This window comes from Phyllobacterium sp. 22552 (genome assembly GCF_052044585.1).
Classification (GTDB): domain Bacteria; phylum Pseudomonadota; class Alphaproteobacteria; order Rhizobiales; family Rhizobiaceae; genus Phyllobacterium; species Phyllobacterium ifriqiyense.
This window is the reverse complement of record NZ_JBQENG010000004.1, coordinates 63,399-75,791: the sequence shown is the minus strand read 5'-3', so window position 1 is coordinate 75,791 and position 12,393 is coordinate 63,399. Positions and strand designations below refer to the sequence as shown.

The 12,393-nt window shown below is 52.2% G+C and carries 12 protein-coding genes; 10 read left to right on the top strand and 2 right to left on the bottom strand.

Annotated features, from left to right (window positions below):
- The first annotated feature begins 55 nt into the window (after window positions 1–55).
- From ACTJI9_RS10515 to ACTJI9_RS10490, 6 genes are read left to right on the top strand one after another with little or no spacing between them, the layout of a single operon-like run.
- Entirely contained in the window at window positions 56–934 is an 879-nt protein-coding gene (locus ACTJI9_RS10515) for an ABC transporter permease subunit (protein ID WP_115054673.1), read from the top strand.
- Window positions 931–1,812: a carbohydrate ABC transporter permease gene (locus tag ACTJI9_RS10510; protein WP_115054674.1), complete on the top strand. Its 882-nt coding sequence runs from the start codon at window positions 931–933 to the stop codon at window positions 1,810–1,812. The genes ACTJI9_RS10515 and ACTJI9_RS10510 overlap by 4 nt, the downstream gene beginning before the upstream one ends.
- Window positions 1,813–1,816: 4 nt before the next feature.
- The gene (locus ACTJI9_RS10505; RefSeq protein ID WP_440807829.1) at window positions 1,817–2,935 is read left to right on the top strand and encodes an ABC transporter ATP-binding protein; all 1,119 of its coding nucleotides are present in this window, start codon (window positions 1,817–1,819) and stop codon (window positions 2,933–2,935) included.
- 37 nt (window positions 2,936–2,972) lie between these two features.
- Window positions 2,973–4,484 carry a GMC oxidoreductase gene (locus ACTJI9_RS10500; protein WP_440808460.1) on the top strand — a complete coding sequence of 504 codons (1,512 nt, stop codon included), beginning with the start codon at window positions 2,973–2,975 and terminating at the stop codon, window positions 4,482–4,484.
- Window positions 4,484–5,251: a 3-ketoacyl-ACP reductase gene (locus ACTJI9_RS10495; RefSeq protein WP_440807826.1), complete on the top strand. Its 768-nt coding sequence runs from the start codon at window positions 4,484–4,486 to the stop codon at window positions 5,249–5,251. The genes ACTJI9_RS10500 and ACTJI9_RS10495 overlap by 1 nt, the downstream gene beginning before the upstream one ends.
- A 1-nt stretch (window position 5,252) precedes the next feature.
- Window positions 5,253–6,911, top strand: coding sequence for a GMC family oxidoreductase (locus ACTJI9_RS10490; protein WP_440807823.1), 1,659 nt, complete (start codon window positions 5,253–5,255; stop codon window positions 6,909–6,911).
- A 49-nt stretch (window positions 6,912–6,960) separates the two neighbouring features.
- Here ACTJI9_RS10490 and ACTJI9_RS10485 read toward each other — a convergent pair whose 3' ends face one another.
- Both ACTJI9_RS10485 and ACTJI9_RS10480 read right to left on the bottom strand, forming a co-directional pair.
- The gene (locus ACTJI9_RS10485) at window positions 6,961–7,218 is read right to left on the bottom strand and encodes a DUF982 domain-containing protein (RefSeq protein ID WP_115054679.1); all 258 of its coding nucleotides are present in this window, start codon (window positions 7,216–7,218) and stop codon (window positions 6,961–6,963) included.
- Window positions 7,219–7,325: 107 nt separating this feature from the next.
- On the bottom strand, window positions 7,326–8,234 hold the full coding sequence (locus ACTJI9_RS10480) for a LysR substrate-binding domain-containing protein (protein ID WP_307281952.1): 909 nt from the start codon (window positions 8,232–8,234) through the stop codon (window positions 7,326–7,328).
- A 127-nt stretch (window positions 8,235–8,361) separates the two neighbouring features.
- Here ACTJI9_RS10480 and argH point away from each other — a divergent pair, with 127 nt between their 5' ends.
- Genes argH through ACTJI9_RS10460 form a run of 4 tightly spaced genes read left to right on the top strand, consistent with a single transcriptional unit; the run spans window position 8,362 to window position 12,330 of the window.
- Complete coding sequence (gene argH, locus ACTJI9_RS10475; protein WP_440807820.1) at window positions 8,362–9,795, top strand: argininosuccinate lyase; 1,434 nt, start codon at window positions 8,362–8,364, stop codon at window positions 9,793–9,795.
- Window positions 9,796–9,800: 5 nt separating this feature from the next.
- A complete protein-coding gene (locus ACTJI9_RS10470; protein ID WP_115054682.1) occupies window positions 9,801–10,700 on the top strand; it encodes an ABC transporter permease subunit in 900 nt (299 codons plus the stop codon).
- Between the two features lie 2 nt (window positions 10,701–10,702).
- The gene (locus tag ACTJI9_RS10465) at window positions 10,703–11,467 is read left to right on the top strand and encodes an amino acid ABC transporter ATP-binding protein (RefSeq protein WP_115054683.1); all 765 of its coding nucleotides are present in this window, start codon (window positions 10,703–10,705) and stop codon (window positions 11,465–11,467) included.
- A 32-nt stretch (window positions 11,468–11,499) separates the two neighbouring features.
- The gene (locus ACTJI9_RS10460) at window positions 11,500–12,330 is read left to right on the top strand and encodes an ABC transporter substrate-binding protein (RefSeq protein ID WP_115054684.1); all 831 of its coding nucleotides are present in this window, start codon (window positions 11,500–11,502) and stop codon (window positions 12,328–12,330) included.
- The last annotated feature ends 63 nt before the right edge of the window (window positions 12,331–12,393 follow it).

Below are 12,393 nucleotides of genomic sequence, written 5' to 3'. Positions count from 1 at the left end.
CAGTTTTCCGCAATGCGCGGCAACGATAATAATACTTAATTGAAGGGGTGAGGCTATGGATACCCGCAGCCGCATACAGGACCTTATACCGAAGCTGGTATTAGGACCGAGCTTCCTGATCATATTGATTTTCGTCTATGGGTTCATTGCCTATACGGGCGTCTTGTCCTTTACGGACAGCAAAATGCTGCCCACTTATGGATTCGTCGGTTTGGAAAATTACCGCAAATTGTGGGCCCTACCGCATTGGTGGCGCGCCATCACCAATCTCGGCATTTTCGCCTCCTTGTACATTATTATTTGCACGGTTATCGGGCTTGGTTTGGCTATTCTGCTGGATCAGAAAATCCGCATTGAAGGTTTCCTGCGCCCGATTTATCTCTATCCCATGGCGCTATCCTTCATTGTGACCGGCGTTGCATGGAAATGGTTCCTCGATCCGGGCATCGGGCTTGAAAACACCATGCATCAATGGGGCTGGGCGAGTTTTTCCTTCAACTGGATCAAGGATTCAAAGATGGCGATCTATACGGTTGTCATTGCAGCTGTGTGGCAATCGTCAGGCTTTGTCATGGCCATGTTCCTTGCAGGGCTACGCGGTGTTGATAATGAAATCATCAAGGCGGCACAGATCGATGGCGCATCGACCAGCATGATTTACCGCCGTATCATCATTCCGCTGATGCGCCCCGTGTTTCTTTCCGCTTTCGTCGTGCTCGCCCATCTTGCTATCAAGGCTTACGATCTGGTCATAGCATTGACAGGCGGCGGACCGGGGCAGGCCACCGAATTGCCTGCAACCTTCATGTATTCCTATACATTCACTCGTAACTCGATGGGCATAGGGGCGTCGTCGGCAATCATCATGCTGATCATGATCTTTTCGATCATTGTTCCCTATCTTTACTCGGAAATCCGGGGAGGCAACAAATGAGTGCTCCCAGCCCCGATAATGCGATCTCTAGCGGCAAGCTTACGCGTATTCTCATTTATGCGGCATTGTTGTTGTTCGCGTTTTACTATCTCCTGCCGCTATATGTAATGGTGGTGAATTCGCTCAAGACGCTTGATGAAATCCGGCAGGGTGGGATGTTGTCTCCGCCGCGCGAATGGACAATCGAGCCTTGGCTGTCCGCTTGGTCAACCGCCCAGATCGGCGTGCAGCCAACGGGCCTTCGGCCTTACTTTATCAATTCGATTATCATGGTTGTTCCCGCCGTTGCGATTTCGACAATCCTCGGCGCATTGAATGGCTACGTTCTGACAAAGTGGAAGTTTCGCGGCTCGAATGTAATGTTCGGCATGCTGCTCCTCGGTTGCTTCATACCATTTCAAATCGTGCTCATTCCGATGGCGCGTGTCCTCGGCATATTAAACATGGCGGGCACTATTCAGGGATTGATTCTTGTTCATGTCATTTATGGGCTGGGATTCACGACGCTGTATTTCCGCAATTATTATGAAGCATTTCCAACAGAACTTGTGCGTGCTGCACAGATAGATGGCGCGAGCTTTTTCCAGATATTCCGGCGCATTCTGCTGCCTTCCTCTGGCCCGATCATTGTTGTGTCAGTGATCTGGCAATTCACCAATATCTGGAATGACTTTCTTTTTGGTGCGTCGTTTTCCGGATTCAGCAGCACGCCCATGACGGTTGCCCTGAACAATCTTGTCAACTCATCCACGGGTGTGAAGGAATATAACGTGCATTTCGCTGGCGCCATTCTCGCTGCGCTGCCAACTCTCATCGTCTACATCGTCTCCGGACGCTATTTCGTCCGCGGCCTCATGTCCGGCGCCGTGAAGGGATAATTCAATGTCATTTCTCCAAATCAAAGACCTGCATAAATCATACGGCAATGTGCCGATCCTGAAGGATATCAACATCGAGATTGATGAGGGCGGCTTTCTCGTTCTCGTCGGTCCATCCGGTTGCGGCAAGTCCACGCTTCTCAATACCATCGCTGGCCTTGAACCGATCACGTCGGGCGACATATCCATTAAGGGAAAGTCGATCAGCGGGCTGCATCCCTCCAAGCGCGATATTGCCATGGTTTTTCAGTCTTATGCGCTTTATCCCAACATGACAGTTGGTGGTAATATTGCCTTCGGTATGGAAATTCGCGGTGTTCCGAAGCTCGAACGCGAAAAGGCAATCAAACAGGTTGCCGACATGTTGCAGATTGGCCATTTGCTCGATCGCAAGCCAAGCCAGCTTTCCGGTGGTCAACGTCAGCGCGTTGCCATGGGGCGGGCGCTTGTGCGTAACCCCCAAGTGTTTCTCTTCGACGAGCCGCTATCGAACCTGGATGCCAAGCTGCGTGTTGATATGCGCACGGAAATCAAACGCCTGCATCAGCGTATGAAAACCACGATTGTTTATGTCACCCACGACCAGATCGAGGCCATGACGCTCGCTACCAAAATCGCCGTTCTGAAGGACGGAATTTTGCAGCAGTTCGGAACGCCAGCGGAAATCTACAATAATCCGACCAATCTTTTTGTAGCGGATTTCATGGGTTCGCCCGCGATGAATCTGCTTCATGCGAAGATTGATGGAGGAGCATCAGACCTTCACGTATCTCTGGAGCGTCCGGATGCAGCACCATTAAGGCTCCCAATCAAAAAGACCAATGCGGCGCTCGCAACTTATGATGGCAAGGAGGTTGTATTCGGCATCCGCCCTGAAGCACTCACCGACCCGGACGGTGCAGACAGGAACGCAGCATCTTTGGTCGAAGGCGAATGCCTGATCGAAGTGGTGGAACCTGCAGGATCCGATACTTTTGCTGTGACCAAGCTCGGCGGTAAGGAAGTGGTGGCGCGTCTACGCGCCGATGCGCGTATTCTGCCGGGGCAAAAGACACAGCTATCGTTTAATTTGGATAAAGCCGTTTTCTTTGACCCAACATCACAACTCCGTATCGGTGCCTGATTGAGGCGCTGATGGGTCAGGGCTCATGTCAATGGATATGCAACCGCGGACAACTGCTGATATCGTTATCATAGGCTCTGGCGTGGGCGGCGCCACCTTGGCGGCGGGACTTGCCGCGTCAGGTGCTGACATACTTATTCTGGAAGCGGGCGATCATCTTCCCGAACGCCCCGAAAACCGTGACCCACGAGCCATTTTTCAACAAGGCGTCTTCCGACCGAATGAGACTTGGTATGACGAGCAGGGGAAAGCCTTCAATCCCGGCAACTACTACAATGTAGGTGGCAACTCGAAATTTTATGGTGCGGTGCTTACACGGTATCGTGCTGAGGATTTCAAGGAAATGCAGCATATGGAGGGCGTTTCTCCGGCCTGGCCATTCTCCTATGAGGAGCTTGAGCCTTGGTACGGCAAAGCCGAGGCGTTATTTCAGGTGCGGGGCGCACTTGGTGAAGACCCGACTGAGCCGGAACATTCGAGACCATATGATTTCAGTCCAGTGCCGGATGAAGCGCCTATCGGCTTGCTTCGCCAGCGGCTCAAAGGTGTTGGCGTTCATCCGTTCTCGTTGCCGCTCGGTGTCGATATCGACACATGGCTTTCACACGGGAAGACCCCTTGGGATGCCCATCCTAATAGCTTCAATGGAAAAATGGACGCTGAAACCACTGCTTTGGCCGCTGCGTTGAAGCATGCAAACGTTCAGCTTCAGACGAACTCCCGCGTCATCCGGCTTGAAACAGCCGCTGATGGTAAAATGATTACTGCTGTCCACTATGAACGCAGCGGTCAACGCTTTTCGATCAAGCCGAAGCTTGTGATTCTGTCCGCAGGTGCGGTGCAATCTGCGGTTCTTCTTTTGCGTTCTGCCAATGATGCCAATTCAACAGGGTTGGCTAATCGCTCCGATCAGGTCGGGCGCAATTTCATGAATCATAATCTTTCGGCTGTCATTGGCTTTGATCCGCGCTTTAGAAATGATTCCGTTTATCAAAAAACCTTGGGCTTCAACGATTTTTATCTCTCGGACGGAAAAGGTGGCGCGCCACTAGGCAATGTTCAACTCCTTGGCCGCATTAGTGCACCCGTTTTGAAATCAGATTTGAAACTTGTTCCGGAGTGGCTGCTGCAAAGGTTCTGCGCTCATACGGTGGATTTTCTAGCCATGAGCGAGGACGTACCAAAGCCGGAAAGCCGCGTCCGAATTGATGGTGACAAAATCATTCTGCAGTGGATAAGGAGCAACTGGCCAGCACATCTCAAACTGGTTGCGCAGATAAAAACAGTGCTTCGGGCAGCAGGTTTCCCTCTGGTTATCTCGAAAGCATTCGATCGCAAGACCCCATCTCATCAGTGCGGAACAGTGCGCATGGGGAACGATCCAGCGACTGCATCGCTGGATGTTTATTGCCGCGCTTATCAACATCCGAACCTATTTGTGGTTGATGCCGCGTTCTTGCCAACCTCTGCTGCGGTCAATCCTGCGCTGACGATTGCCGCACAAGCATTGCGCGTAGCAGATTACATTATTGCCAAGGAGCTGAACTGATGCGGCGACCGGTTGCACTCGTGACAGGGGCTCGCCGAGGCATCGGTCTTGGGATTGCCAAGGCATTGGCATCCAAAGGGTTTGATCTGGCGATCACCGATATAGCCGCGGATGATGCCAGCGAATCTGCAATTGGAGCATTGCAAAATCTTGGTGCAAAGGCAGTATTTATCCAAAGTGATATTGCCGATCTCTCTGCACATGGCGAAGCGGTGGAAACCGTTATCGGTGCATTGGGTCCGATCAATTGCTTGGTCAACAATGCAGGGATTGGTTCGAAGGTCCGGGGTGATTTCCTTAATCTTGACCCGGCAAATTACGATGCGATTTTTGACGTTAACCTGCGTGGGACAGTATTCTTCACACAGGCTGTTGTTCGCGCAATGCTTCAAGACAAAGCTGTCGAAAATCCACGCTCGATCATCAACGTAACTTCTGTGTCGGCGGCAATGTCATCGCCTGAACGGCTCGATTATTGCATGACAAAGGCGGCACTCGCCTCCTTTACGCAAGGGCTTGCACTCAGACTGGCGCAGCATGGCATCAGTGTTTTTGATGTTCGCCCCGGTATCATCCGCTCCGACATGACTGCTGCGGTCGCCGAAAAATACGACAAGCTGATCTCCGAGGGTCTAGTGCCTATGAAGCGCTGGGGTGAGCCGGATGATCTTGGCCGTATTGCAGTGGCACTTGCCAGCGGAGATTTCGATTTTGCAACGGGCTCCGTTATCAATGCCGATGGTGCCCTTTCAATAAGCAGGCTCTGACATGAAAAGCTTTGACTACATCATTACTGGCGCCGGCCCTGCAGGCTGTGTTTTAGCCAATAGGTTGAGTGAGGAGGAAGATGTTTCGGTTCTCCTGCTTGAGGCGGGTGGGGGTGATTGGAACCCACTTTTCCATATGCCGGCAGGCTTTGCCAAAATGACAAAGGGTGTCGCCAGCTGGGGCTGGGAAACCGTGCCCCAAAAGCACATGAAAAATCGCGTTCTGCGCTATACACAAGCCAAGGTCATTGGCGGCGGTTCCAGTATCAATGCGCAGCTTTATGCACGCGGCAATGCAACAGATTACGACTTGTGGGCGAAGGAGGATGGTTGCACGGGCTGGAGCTATCGGGACATTCTACCTTATTTCAAGAGAGCTGAAGACAATCAGCGCTTTGCCGATGATTACCACTCCTATGGCGGCCCGCTCGGTGTTTCGATGCCCGCTGCCACATTGCCAATCTGCGATGCCTATATTCGGGCGGGGCAGGAACTCGGTATTCCCTACAATCATGACTTCAACGGAAAACAACAGGCGGGCGTTGGTTTTTACCAATTGACCCAGCGCAATCGGCGGCGTTCTTCCGCTTCGATGGCCTATCTCGCCCCCATAAAGAACCGGAAGAATTTGACGGTACGTATTGGCGCACAAGTGGCGAAGATTGTCATTGAGGGTATGCGGGCTGTTGGTGTGGAGGTCATAACAGGAAACAGGCGCGAGGTGATCCGTGCAGATCGCGAGGTTGTGGTCAGTTCCGGTGCAATAGGATCGCCCAAGCTTTTGCTGCAATCAGGTATCGGCCCTGCTAATCACCTAACAAGTGCAGGCGTCTCAGTGGTGCACGATCTGCCGGGGGTTGGTGAAAACCTGCAAGACCACCTTGATCTTTTTGTTATCAGCGAGTGCACTGGCGATCATACCTATGACGGCGTCGCCAAGCTCCACCGTACATTGTGGGCAGGACTTCAATATGTGATGTTCCGCTCTGGCCCGGTTGCCTCAAGCCTCTTCGAAACAGGTGGTTTCTGGTATGCAGACGCGGATGCGCGTTCGCCAGATATTCAGTTTCACCTGGGACTCGGCTCAGGTATTGAGGCTGGAGTAGAGCGTTTGAAGAATGCAGGCGTTACCCTTAACTCAGCCTATTTACATCCGCGTTCGCGTGGAACAGTGCGCCTGCGTTCCGGCGACCCGACTGCTGCACCACTAATCGATCCGAATTATTGGAGCGATCCTCATGACCGCCAGATGTCGATTGAAGGGCTGAAGCTCGCGCGTGAAATCATGCAGCAAGCGGCACTCAAGCCTTATGTTCTCGCCGAGCGTTTGCCGGGGCCGAAATACAACTCCGACGCAGAGCTCTTCGAATATGGCTGCGCCAACGCCAAGACGGATCATCATCCGGTCGGCACGTGCAAGATGGGAACAGACAGCATGGCTGTCGTTGATCTGGAGTTGAAAGTATATGGAATGGAAGGACTGCGCGTCTGTGACAGTTCAATCATGCCGCGTGTTCCGTCGGCAAATACCAATGCGCCAACGATCATGATTGGTGAAAAGGGTGCCGATATCATCCGCAATATGGTGCCTTTGCCTCCCACCATATTTTCCAACGAACTCAACGCAAAACGCCCGCGGTCGCGGGCGCACATAAGCTGACTGATTTATATAAGAAAGACTTTAAGGCGGCGGAGGTGCCGCCCAGCCACTATTGATGCAGCCTTGTATCGAGAAAAACGCCCGCTTCGCGAGCGGCGCGGATAAAGGCGTGCCGGGCCTTATGAGCAGGTTTCCAGCCATCGAGAGCGTCCATACATGCCTGCAAGGCGCGACGATAACCCGGCCCGTTTTTCACGGGCCAAAGACTGCGAAGGCATTCGATCGCTTCCCAAACGCTGGATACCGCCCGTTGTCCGGTTTCTCCAAGAGTAATCATAACAGGGATGGGAAAACGCTTGTCGTTCATCACTTCCTCCATATGTAGAATCGTCAGACGGGATGATCATCCGCCAGACTGACACTTCAATGTGTCTGGAGTTCATTGGGTTCCATGACAATTCGATGATTTTTTTGTTATCGCATTTCCGGGGGCATCGAGCCGACTTCCTCCAGGAGCCACTTCAGGAAAAGCTGCATGGCAGGACGTTGAGGGCGGTCATCAGGACAGGTCAGCCAATAGCCATAATTGCTTTTAAAACCAAAGCCTTGCGGGTTGGCAAGCTTGCCCGATTCAAGCTCGTCGGCAATCAGGCCGCGTGGCACCAAGGCAAGACCTTGCCCTGCTATTGCAGCACGAATGACGAGAGCATAATAGCCAAAGTGGGTAATGCGTTCCGGAGTGAAATTTGTGATCTTGTGAGCAGAAGCGAATTCGCTCCAGCGAAGGGGCGTATGTTTGTGGTCGAGAAGGGGAAATGAGCGAATATCCGCGGCCTTTTGAATGCCGCCATTTTTGGCAAGAAAGTGTGGCGCTCCCACGAGCGCGACCTGACGCCCAAACAAATAATAGCTGTTCTGTCCGGGCCAATCGCCCTCTCCAAACCGAAATGCTGCGTCTGCCTGGTTGATCAAGTCAGTTGTGGCAAAGGTTGATAGTTCAACGTCTATTTCGGGGTGCTCATCGGCAAACCCGGCGAAGCGGGGAATTACCCAGCGGTCTCCCATGATCGGCAGGATATGCAGCTTGATCGCATTTGGTGATGAACCCAAAGCAGCAATACGCAAGGTGGCGTTTTCCAGAGCGCCCAAGGCCACGCGTGCCTCAGCGACATAAATCCGGCCTGCTTCCGTAGCGGATAGCCCATAGGGAGTTCGCGTGAAAAGCGCAGTTCCTGCCATTTGTTCGAGCGTCTGAAGTTGCTTGCTGACAGCACTCTGGGTCATGTTCAGAGCTCTTGCACAGGCCGTAGTGCTTCCCTGCTCTGCAATCGTGACGATCACTTGCAATGCGCGCGTAGATGGATAGTTGCGGCCGGTAACCATTTCGACTGCCTGTTAGTTATTGGTGGCAGGGTATTCCATTTTGGAATGGTTACGCGAAATAATTTCGTTTGTCGCGCTTAAAGCACAACCATAAGCTTCAAAATAACAAGAATAAGGGAACGATATTATGGCTGAGCAATCCGCGCGTCTGTGGGGCGCCCGCTTCAGAGCGAGCCCATCTGCAGAGCTTACAGCACTATCAAGATCAGAAAGCAGCTATTTCCGACTCGTCCCCTACGATCTTGCATCCTCGGCTGCTCATGCCCGCGAGCTTGTTCGTGCCAACATCCTGACCGCTTCGGAAGCCGAACAAGTATGTTCAGCCTTGCAGACAATTGGAGAAGAGCATCGATCAGGCGCTGTCATTCCTTCTCCAGCCGATGAGGACATACATACATTTCTCGAACGAGTATTGGGAGAACGCGTTGGCATATTGGGGGGGAAGCTGCGCGCAGGACGGTCACGCAATGATCAGGCCGCCAATGATCTGAAATTATATCTGCGTGATGTGGCCCACAGGATCGGTTTGGATATATTGAATCTCCAATCAGCATTGATTGGGCAGGCAAATCAGCATGTCGAGACAGTGACGACTGGCTTCACACATCTGCAACCGGCGCAACCTGTCAGCTTTGCGCATCAATTGCTTGCGCATGCTCAAACCTTTGCCCGTGACTTTGAGCGGTTACAGGACTGGGATCGCCGTGCAGCGCGCTCGCCCCTGGGTGCAGCGGCACTGGCAGGCTCCGCCATTGCAATGCATCCGGAAATCTCCGCGCAGGAACTTGGGTATGACGCTCCAAGCGAGAATTCCATCGATGCGGTCGGCAGCCGTGACCACGTCGCCGAATTCCTTTTTGTCATGGCAATGTTCGGTGTCCATTTGTCGCGTCTCGCCGAGGAATTATTCCTGTGGTCGTCGCGGCAATTCCGCTGGATCGAAATGGATGATGCCTATGCAACGGGTTCATCGATCATGCCGCAAAAGAAAAATTGCGATATTGCGGAGCTGACGCGCGGTCGTGCATCGCGTTTGATCGGTAGTTTGACGACGATGCTGGTCGCATTGAAGGGTTTGCCCTTCGCCTATAATCGTGACTTGGCCGAAGACAAACATGCAGCGTTTGATACGATCGATGCGCTGGAACTGGTCGTTCCCGCGATGACCGGACTTATCCGCACAATGCGAGTGAATGTCGACCGGATGCAGCAGCACTCGGTCGAAGGCTTTACACTGGCCACCGAAGTTGCTGACTGGTTGGCAAAAAATGGTGTGCCATTTTCGGAAGCACACGAAATTACAGGGGCCTTGGTGCGGTATTGCGAGGACCGGTCGATTGGTCTGGAGGATTTGAGTGATGACGATCTAGCCACTGTTGATGCGCGGCTGCATCCTTCCATCAAGTCAGCATTAAGCGCGAAAGCGGCCATTGAAGCACGCAAAGCTTATGGCGGAACGGCACCTGACAGGGTTAAAGAACAAATCGGGCGGCTGCGTGATCTGTTGAACAAGCAACAGGAGTGGCTGAAACTTTATTCCGGTCCCCGATTTGAAAGGTAAGAGATATGGCAAACGTCGATAGCACCATCTCCATTCCTCCGGCAAAATATTCGATTGCTCATCTTCATCATCAGCCCCGGCGACACTACGGACGTTGGTTGGCTGCCAGCCTTATCATTCTGGCACTGGCTTTAATTGTCAAAGCATTCGCTCAGGGGCAGATCGCATGGCCGGTAGTCGCCCAGTTTTTCACAGCTCCCGCCATTCTGTCGGGGCTCTGGAACACAATTTTGATGACGATTTGTGCTATGGCGCTGGGGCTTTTTCTCGGCGTCGTTTTTGCCATCATGATTATGTCACCGAACCCGGTGCTCAAATATGTCGCCGTATTCTACATATGGTTTTTCCGGGGGACACCGCTACTTCTGCAATTGCTCCTCTGGTTCAACCTCGCACTGATTTTTCCGACATTGGGGATTCCCGGTCTGTTTGAAATGCGCACCGTCGATTTCATGACCCCATTCATGGCGACCCTGCTTGGACTGGGCATCAATCAAGGGGCTTATACTGCGGAAGTGGTGCGCGGAGGGATTCTCTCTGTCGACAACGGTCAAATCGAGGCGGCGAAAGTTATTGGCATGACCCGCCTTACCATGCTGCGCCGGATCATCCTTCCCCAGGCGATGCGGGTTATCATTCCGCCAGTCGGCAACGAAGTCATCAGCATGGTCAAGCTCACATCAGTCGCCAGCGTGATCGGTTATGCAGAAATCTTGCGCAATGCGCAGTCTGTCTACTATGCAAATAACCGGGTGATGGAATTGCTGATCGTTTCCGCCATTTGGTACCTGGTTGTGGTGACCATACTTTCTATCGGACAGCATCTGCTTGAGAAGCATTATGCGAAAAGCCAGGGCCGCCGTGACGTCAAGCGCGTGACACCCACGGAAGCGGAGGGAGTGTAACGATGTCTTCGATGGTGGTTGCAGTCGATCTCAACAAATTTTTCGGTGATTTTCAGGCATTGGATAAGGTTTCGCTGGAAATCGAACATGGTGAAGTATTGTGCATTATTGGTCCGTCGGGATCAGGAAAAAGCACATTGCTGCGCTGTATAAATCAGCTTGAGCGAATTGATTCCGGTGCAATATGGATTGACGATGAACTCATCGGCTTCAGGCAAGAAGGCGATAAGCTTTATCAACTTAATGACACGGAAATTGCGCGGCAGCGGCTTTCAAGTGGCATGGTGTTTCAACGCTTCAATCTGTTCGCACACATGACAGTTCTTGAGAATATAATTGAAGGCCCTGTCATTGTGCAACGGCGCACCAAAAGCGCGGTCATTCCGGAAGCGATGGCTTTGCTCGAAAAAGTGGGGCTAACGGACAAGAAAAACGCCTATCCCAGCGAGCTTTCGGGCGGCCAGCAGCAGCGCATCGCCATTGCCCGGGCATTGGCGATGAAGCCAAAGCTCATGCTGTTTGACGAACCCACATCAGCGCTTGATCCAGAACTCGTCAGCGACGTTCTCAATGTTATGCGTGATCTGGCGACCAGCGGAATGACCATGGTTGTGGTCACCCATGAACTCGGCTTTGCGCGCGAAGTCGCCAACCGCGTTGTTTTCATGGATCGAGGTAAGATCATTGAAAGCGGAACACCACAAGAGATTCTCAGTAACCCGAAAGAAAAGCGTACACAGGATTTTATCGCAGCCGTATTGGCTTGAAATATCATAAACATAAAAGAGGAACACAGAATATGAACAATTATAAAACGATTGCCCTATTGGGCGCTGCCATCGTCGTCAGCCTTCCGGCTGCAGCACAGGAACTTCCAGCGCGTATCAAGGACGCTGGCAAGATCGTCATCGCGACAATGCCAAACTATCCGCCGATCACCTATAAGGACCCGGCTACAAATGAGCTTCAGGGCTTCGATATTGATCTGGGTGAAGCAATAGGCAAAGAGCTTGGCGTAAAGGTCGAGTGGCAGGAAATCGCTTTCGCCCAAATGCTACCCTCCTTGCAGACAGGCCGCGTTGATCTGGCAATGGCCGGAATGAGCGACAAGAAGGCCCGTCAGGAAACTGCCGACTTTGTTGATTACATGAAGTCGGGTGCTCAGTTCTATACGTCCAAGGCTATGGCGGCAGAAATCAAGACAGTAGATGATCTCTGCGGAAAGTCCGTCGGTGCCAGCCGCTCAACCGACTGGCCAGCGCAAATTACCGCCTGGAGCGAGAAAAATTGCGTTGCAAAGGGCAAGCCTGCAATCAACGTGACGGGTACGGAAGGGTCTGCTGATGCCCGAACACAAATCAAAAGCCAGCGTTTGCAGGCAGCCGCTCAGGGAAATGAAACTCTACCTTATAATCAAAAGCTCGAACCTGACACATATGTTACAATTGGCGATGCGTTCAGCCAATCATTGGCTGGTATTCCGGTTTTAAAATCCGAACCACAATTGCGCGATGCCGTGAAAGTGGCGCTTGAAAAGCTGCAGACGAACGGAACCTATGACGCTCTTCTCGACAAATACGGTCTCAAAGCCAACAAGCTGTCGCCAATCACGGTCAACATGGGCGAATAGATTTCGGTTATGAAATTATACAAGAATGGCAATGTGAAGTTGCCATTCTTGTAACCTGGAGTT

Coding starts and splice junctions, on each gene's coding strand:
- ACTJI9_RS10515 (WP_115054673.1), top strand. CDS start 56: ATGGATACCCGCAGCCGCATACAGGACCTTATACCGAAGCTGGTATTA.
- ACTJI9_RS10510 (WP_115054674.1), top strand. CDS start 931: ATGAGTGCTCCCAGCCCCGATAATGCGATCTCTAGCGGCAAGCTTACG.
- ACTJI9_RS10505 (WP_440807829.1), top strand. CDS start 1,817: ATGTCATTTCTCCAAATCAAAGACCTGCATAAATCATACGGCAATGTG.
- ACTJI9_RS10500 (WP_440808460.1), top strand. CDS start 2,973: ATGCAACCGCGGACAACTGCTGATATCGTTATCATAGGCTCTGGCGTG.
- ACTJI9_RS10495 (WP_440807826.1), top strand. CDS start 4,484: ATGCGGCGACCGGTTGCACTCGTGACAGGGGCTCGCCGAGGCATCGGT.
- ACTJI9_RS10490 (WP_440807823.1), top strand. CDS start 5,253: ATGAAAAGCTTTGACTACATCATTACTGGCGCCGGCCCTGCAGGCTGT.
- ACTJI9_RS10485 (WP_115054679.1), bottom strand. CDS start 7,218: ATGAACGACAAGCGTTTTCCCATCCCTGTTATGATTACTCTTGGAGAA.
- ACTJI9_RS10480 (WP_307281952.1), bottom strand. CDS start 8,234: ATGGTTACCGGCCGCAACTATCCATCTACGCGCGCATTGCAAGTGATC.
- argH (WP_440807820.1), top strand. CDS start 8,362: ATGGCTGAGCAATCCGCGCGTCTGTGGGGCGCCCGCTTCAGAGCGAGC.
- ACTJI9_RS10470 (WP_115054682.1), top strand. CDS start 9,801: ATGGCAAACGTCGATAGCACCATCTCCATTCCTCCGGCAAAATATTCG.
- ACTJI9_RS10465 (WP_115054683.1), top strand. CDS start 10,703: ATGTCTTCGATGGTGGTTGCAGTCGATCTCAACAAATTTTTCGGTGAT.
- ACTJI9_RS10460 (WP_115054684.1), top strand. CDS start 11,500: ATGAACAATTATAAAACGATTGCCCTATTGGGCGCTGCCATCGTCGTC.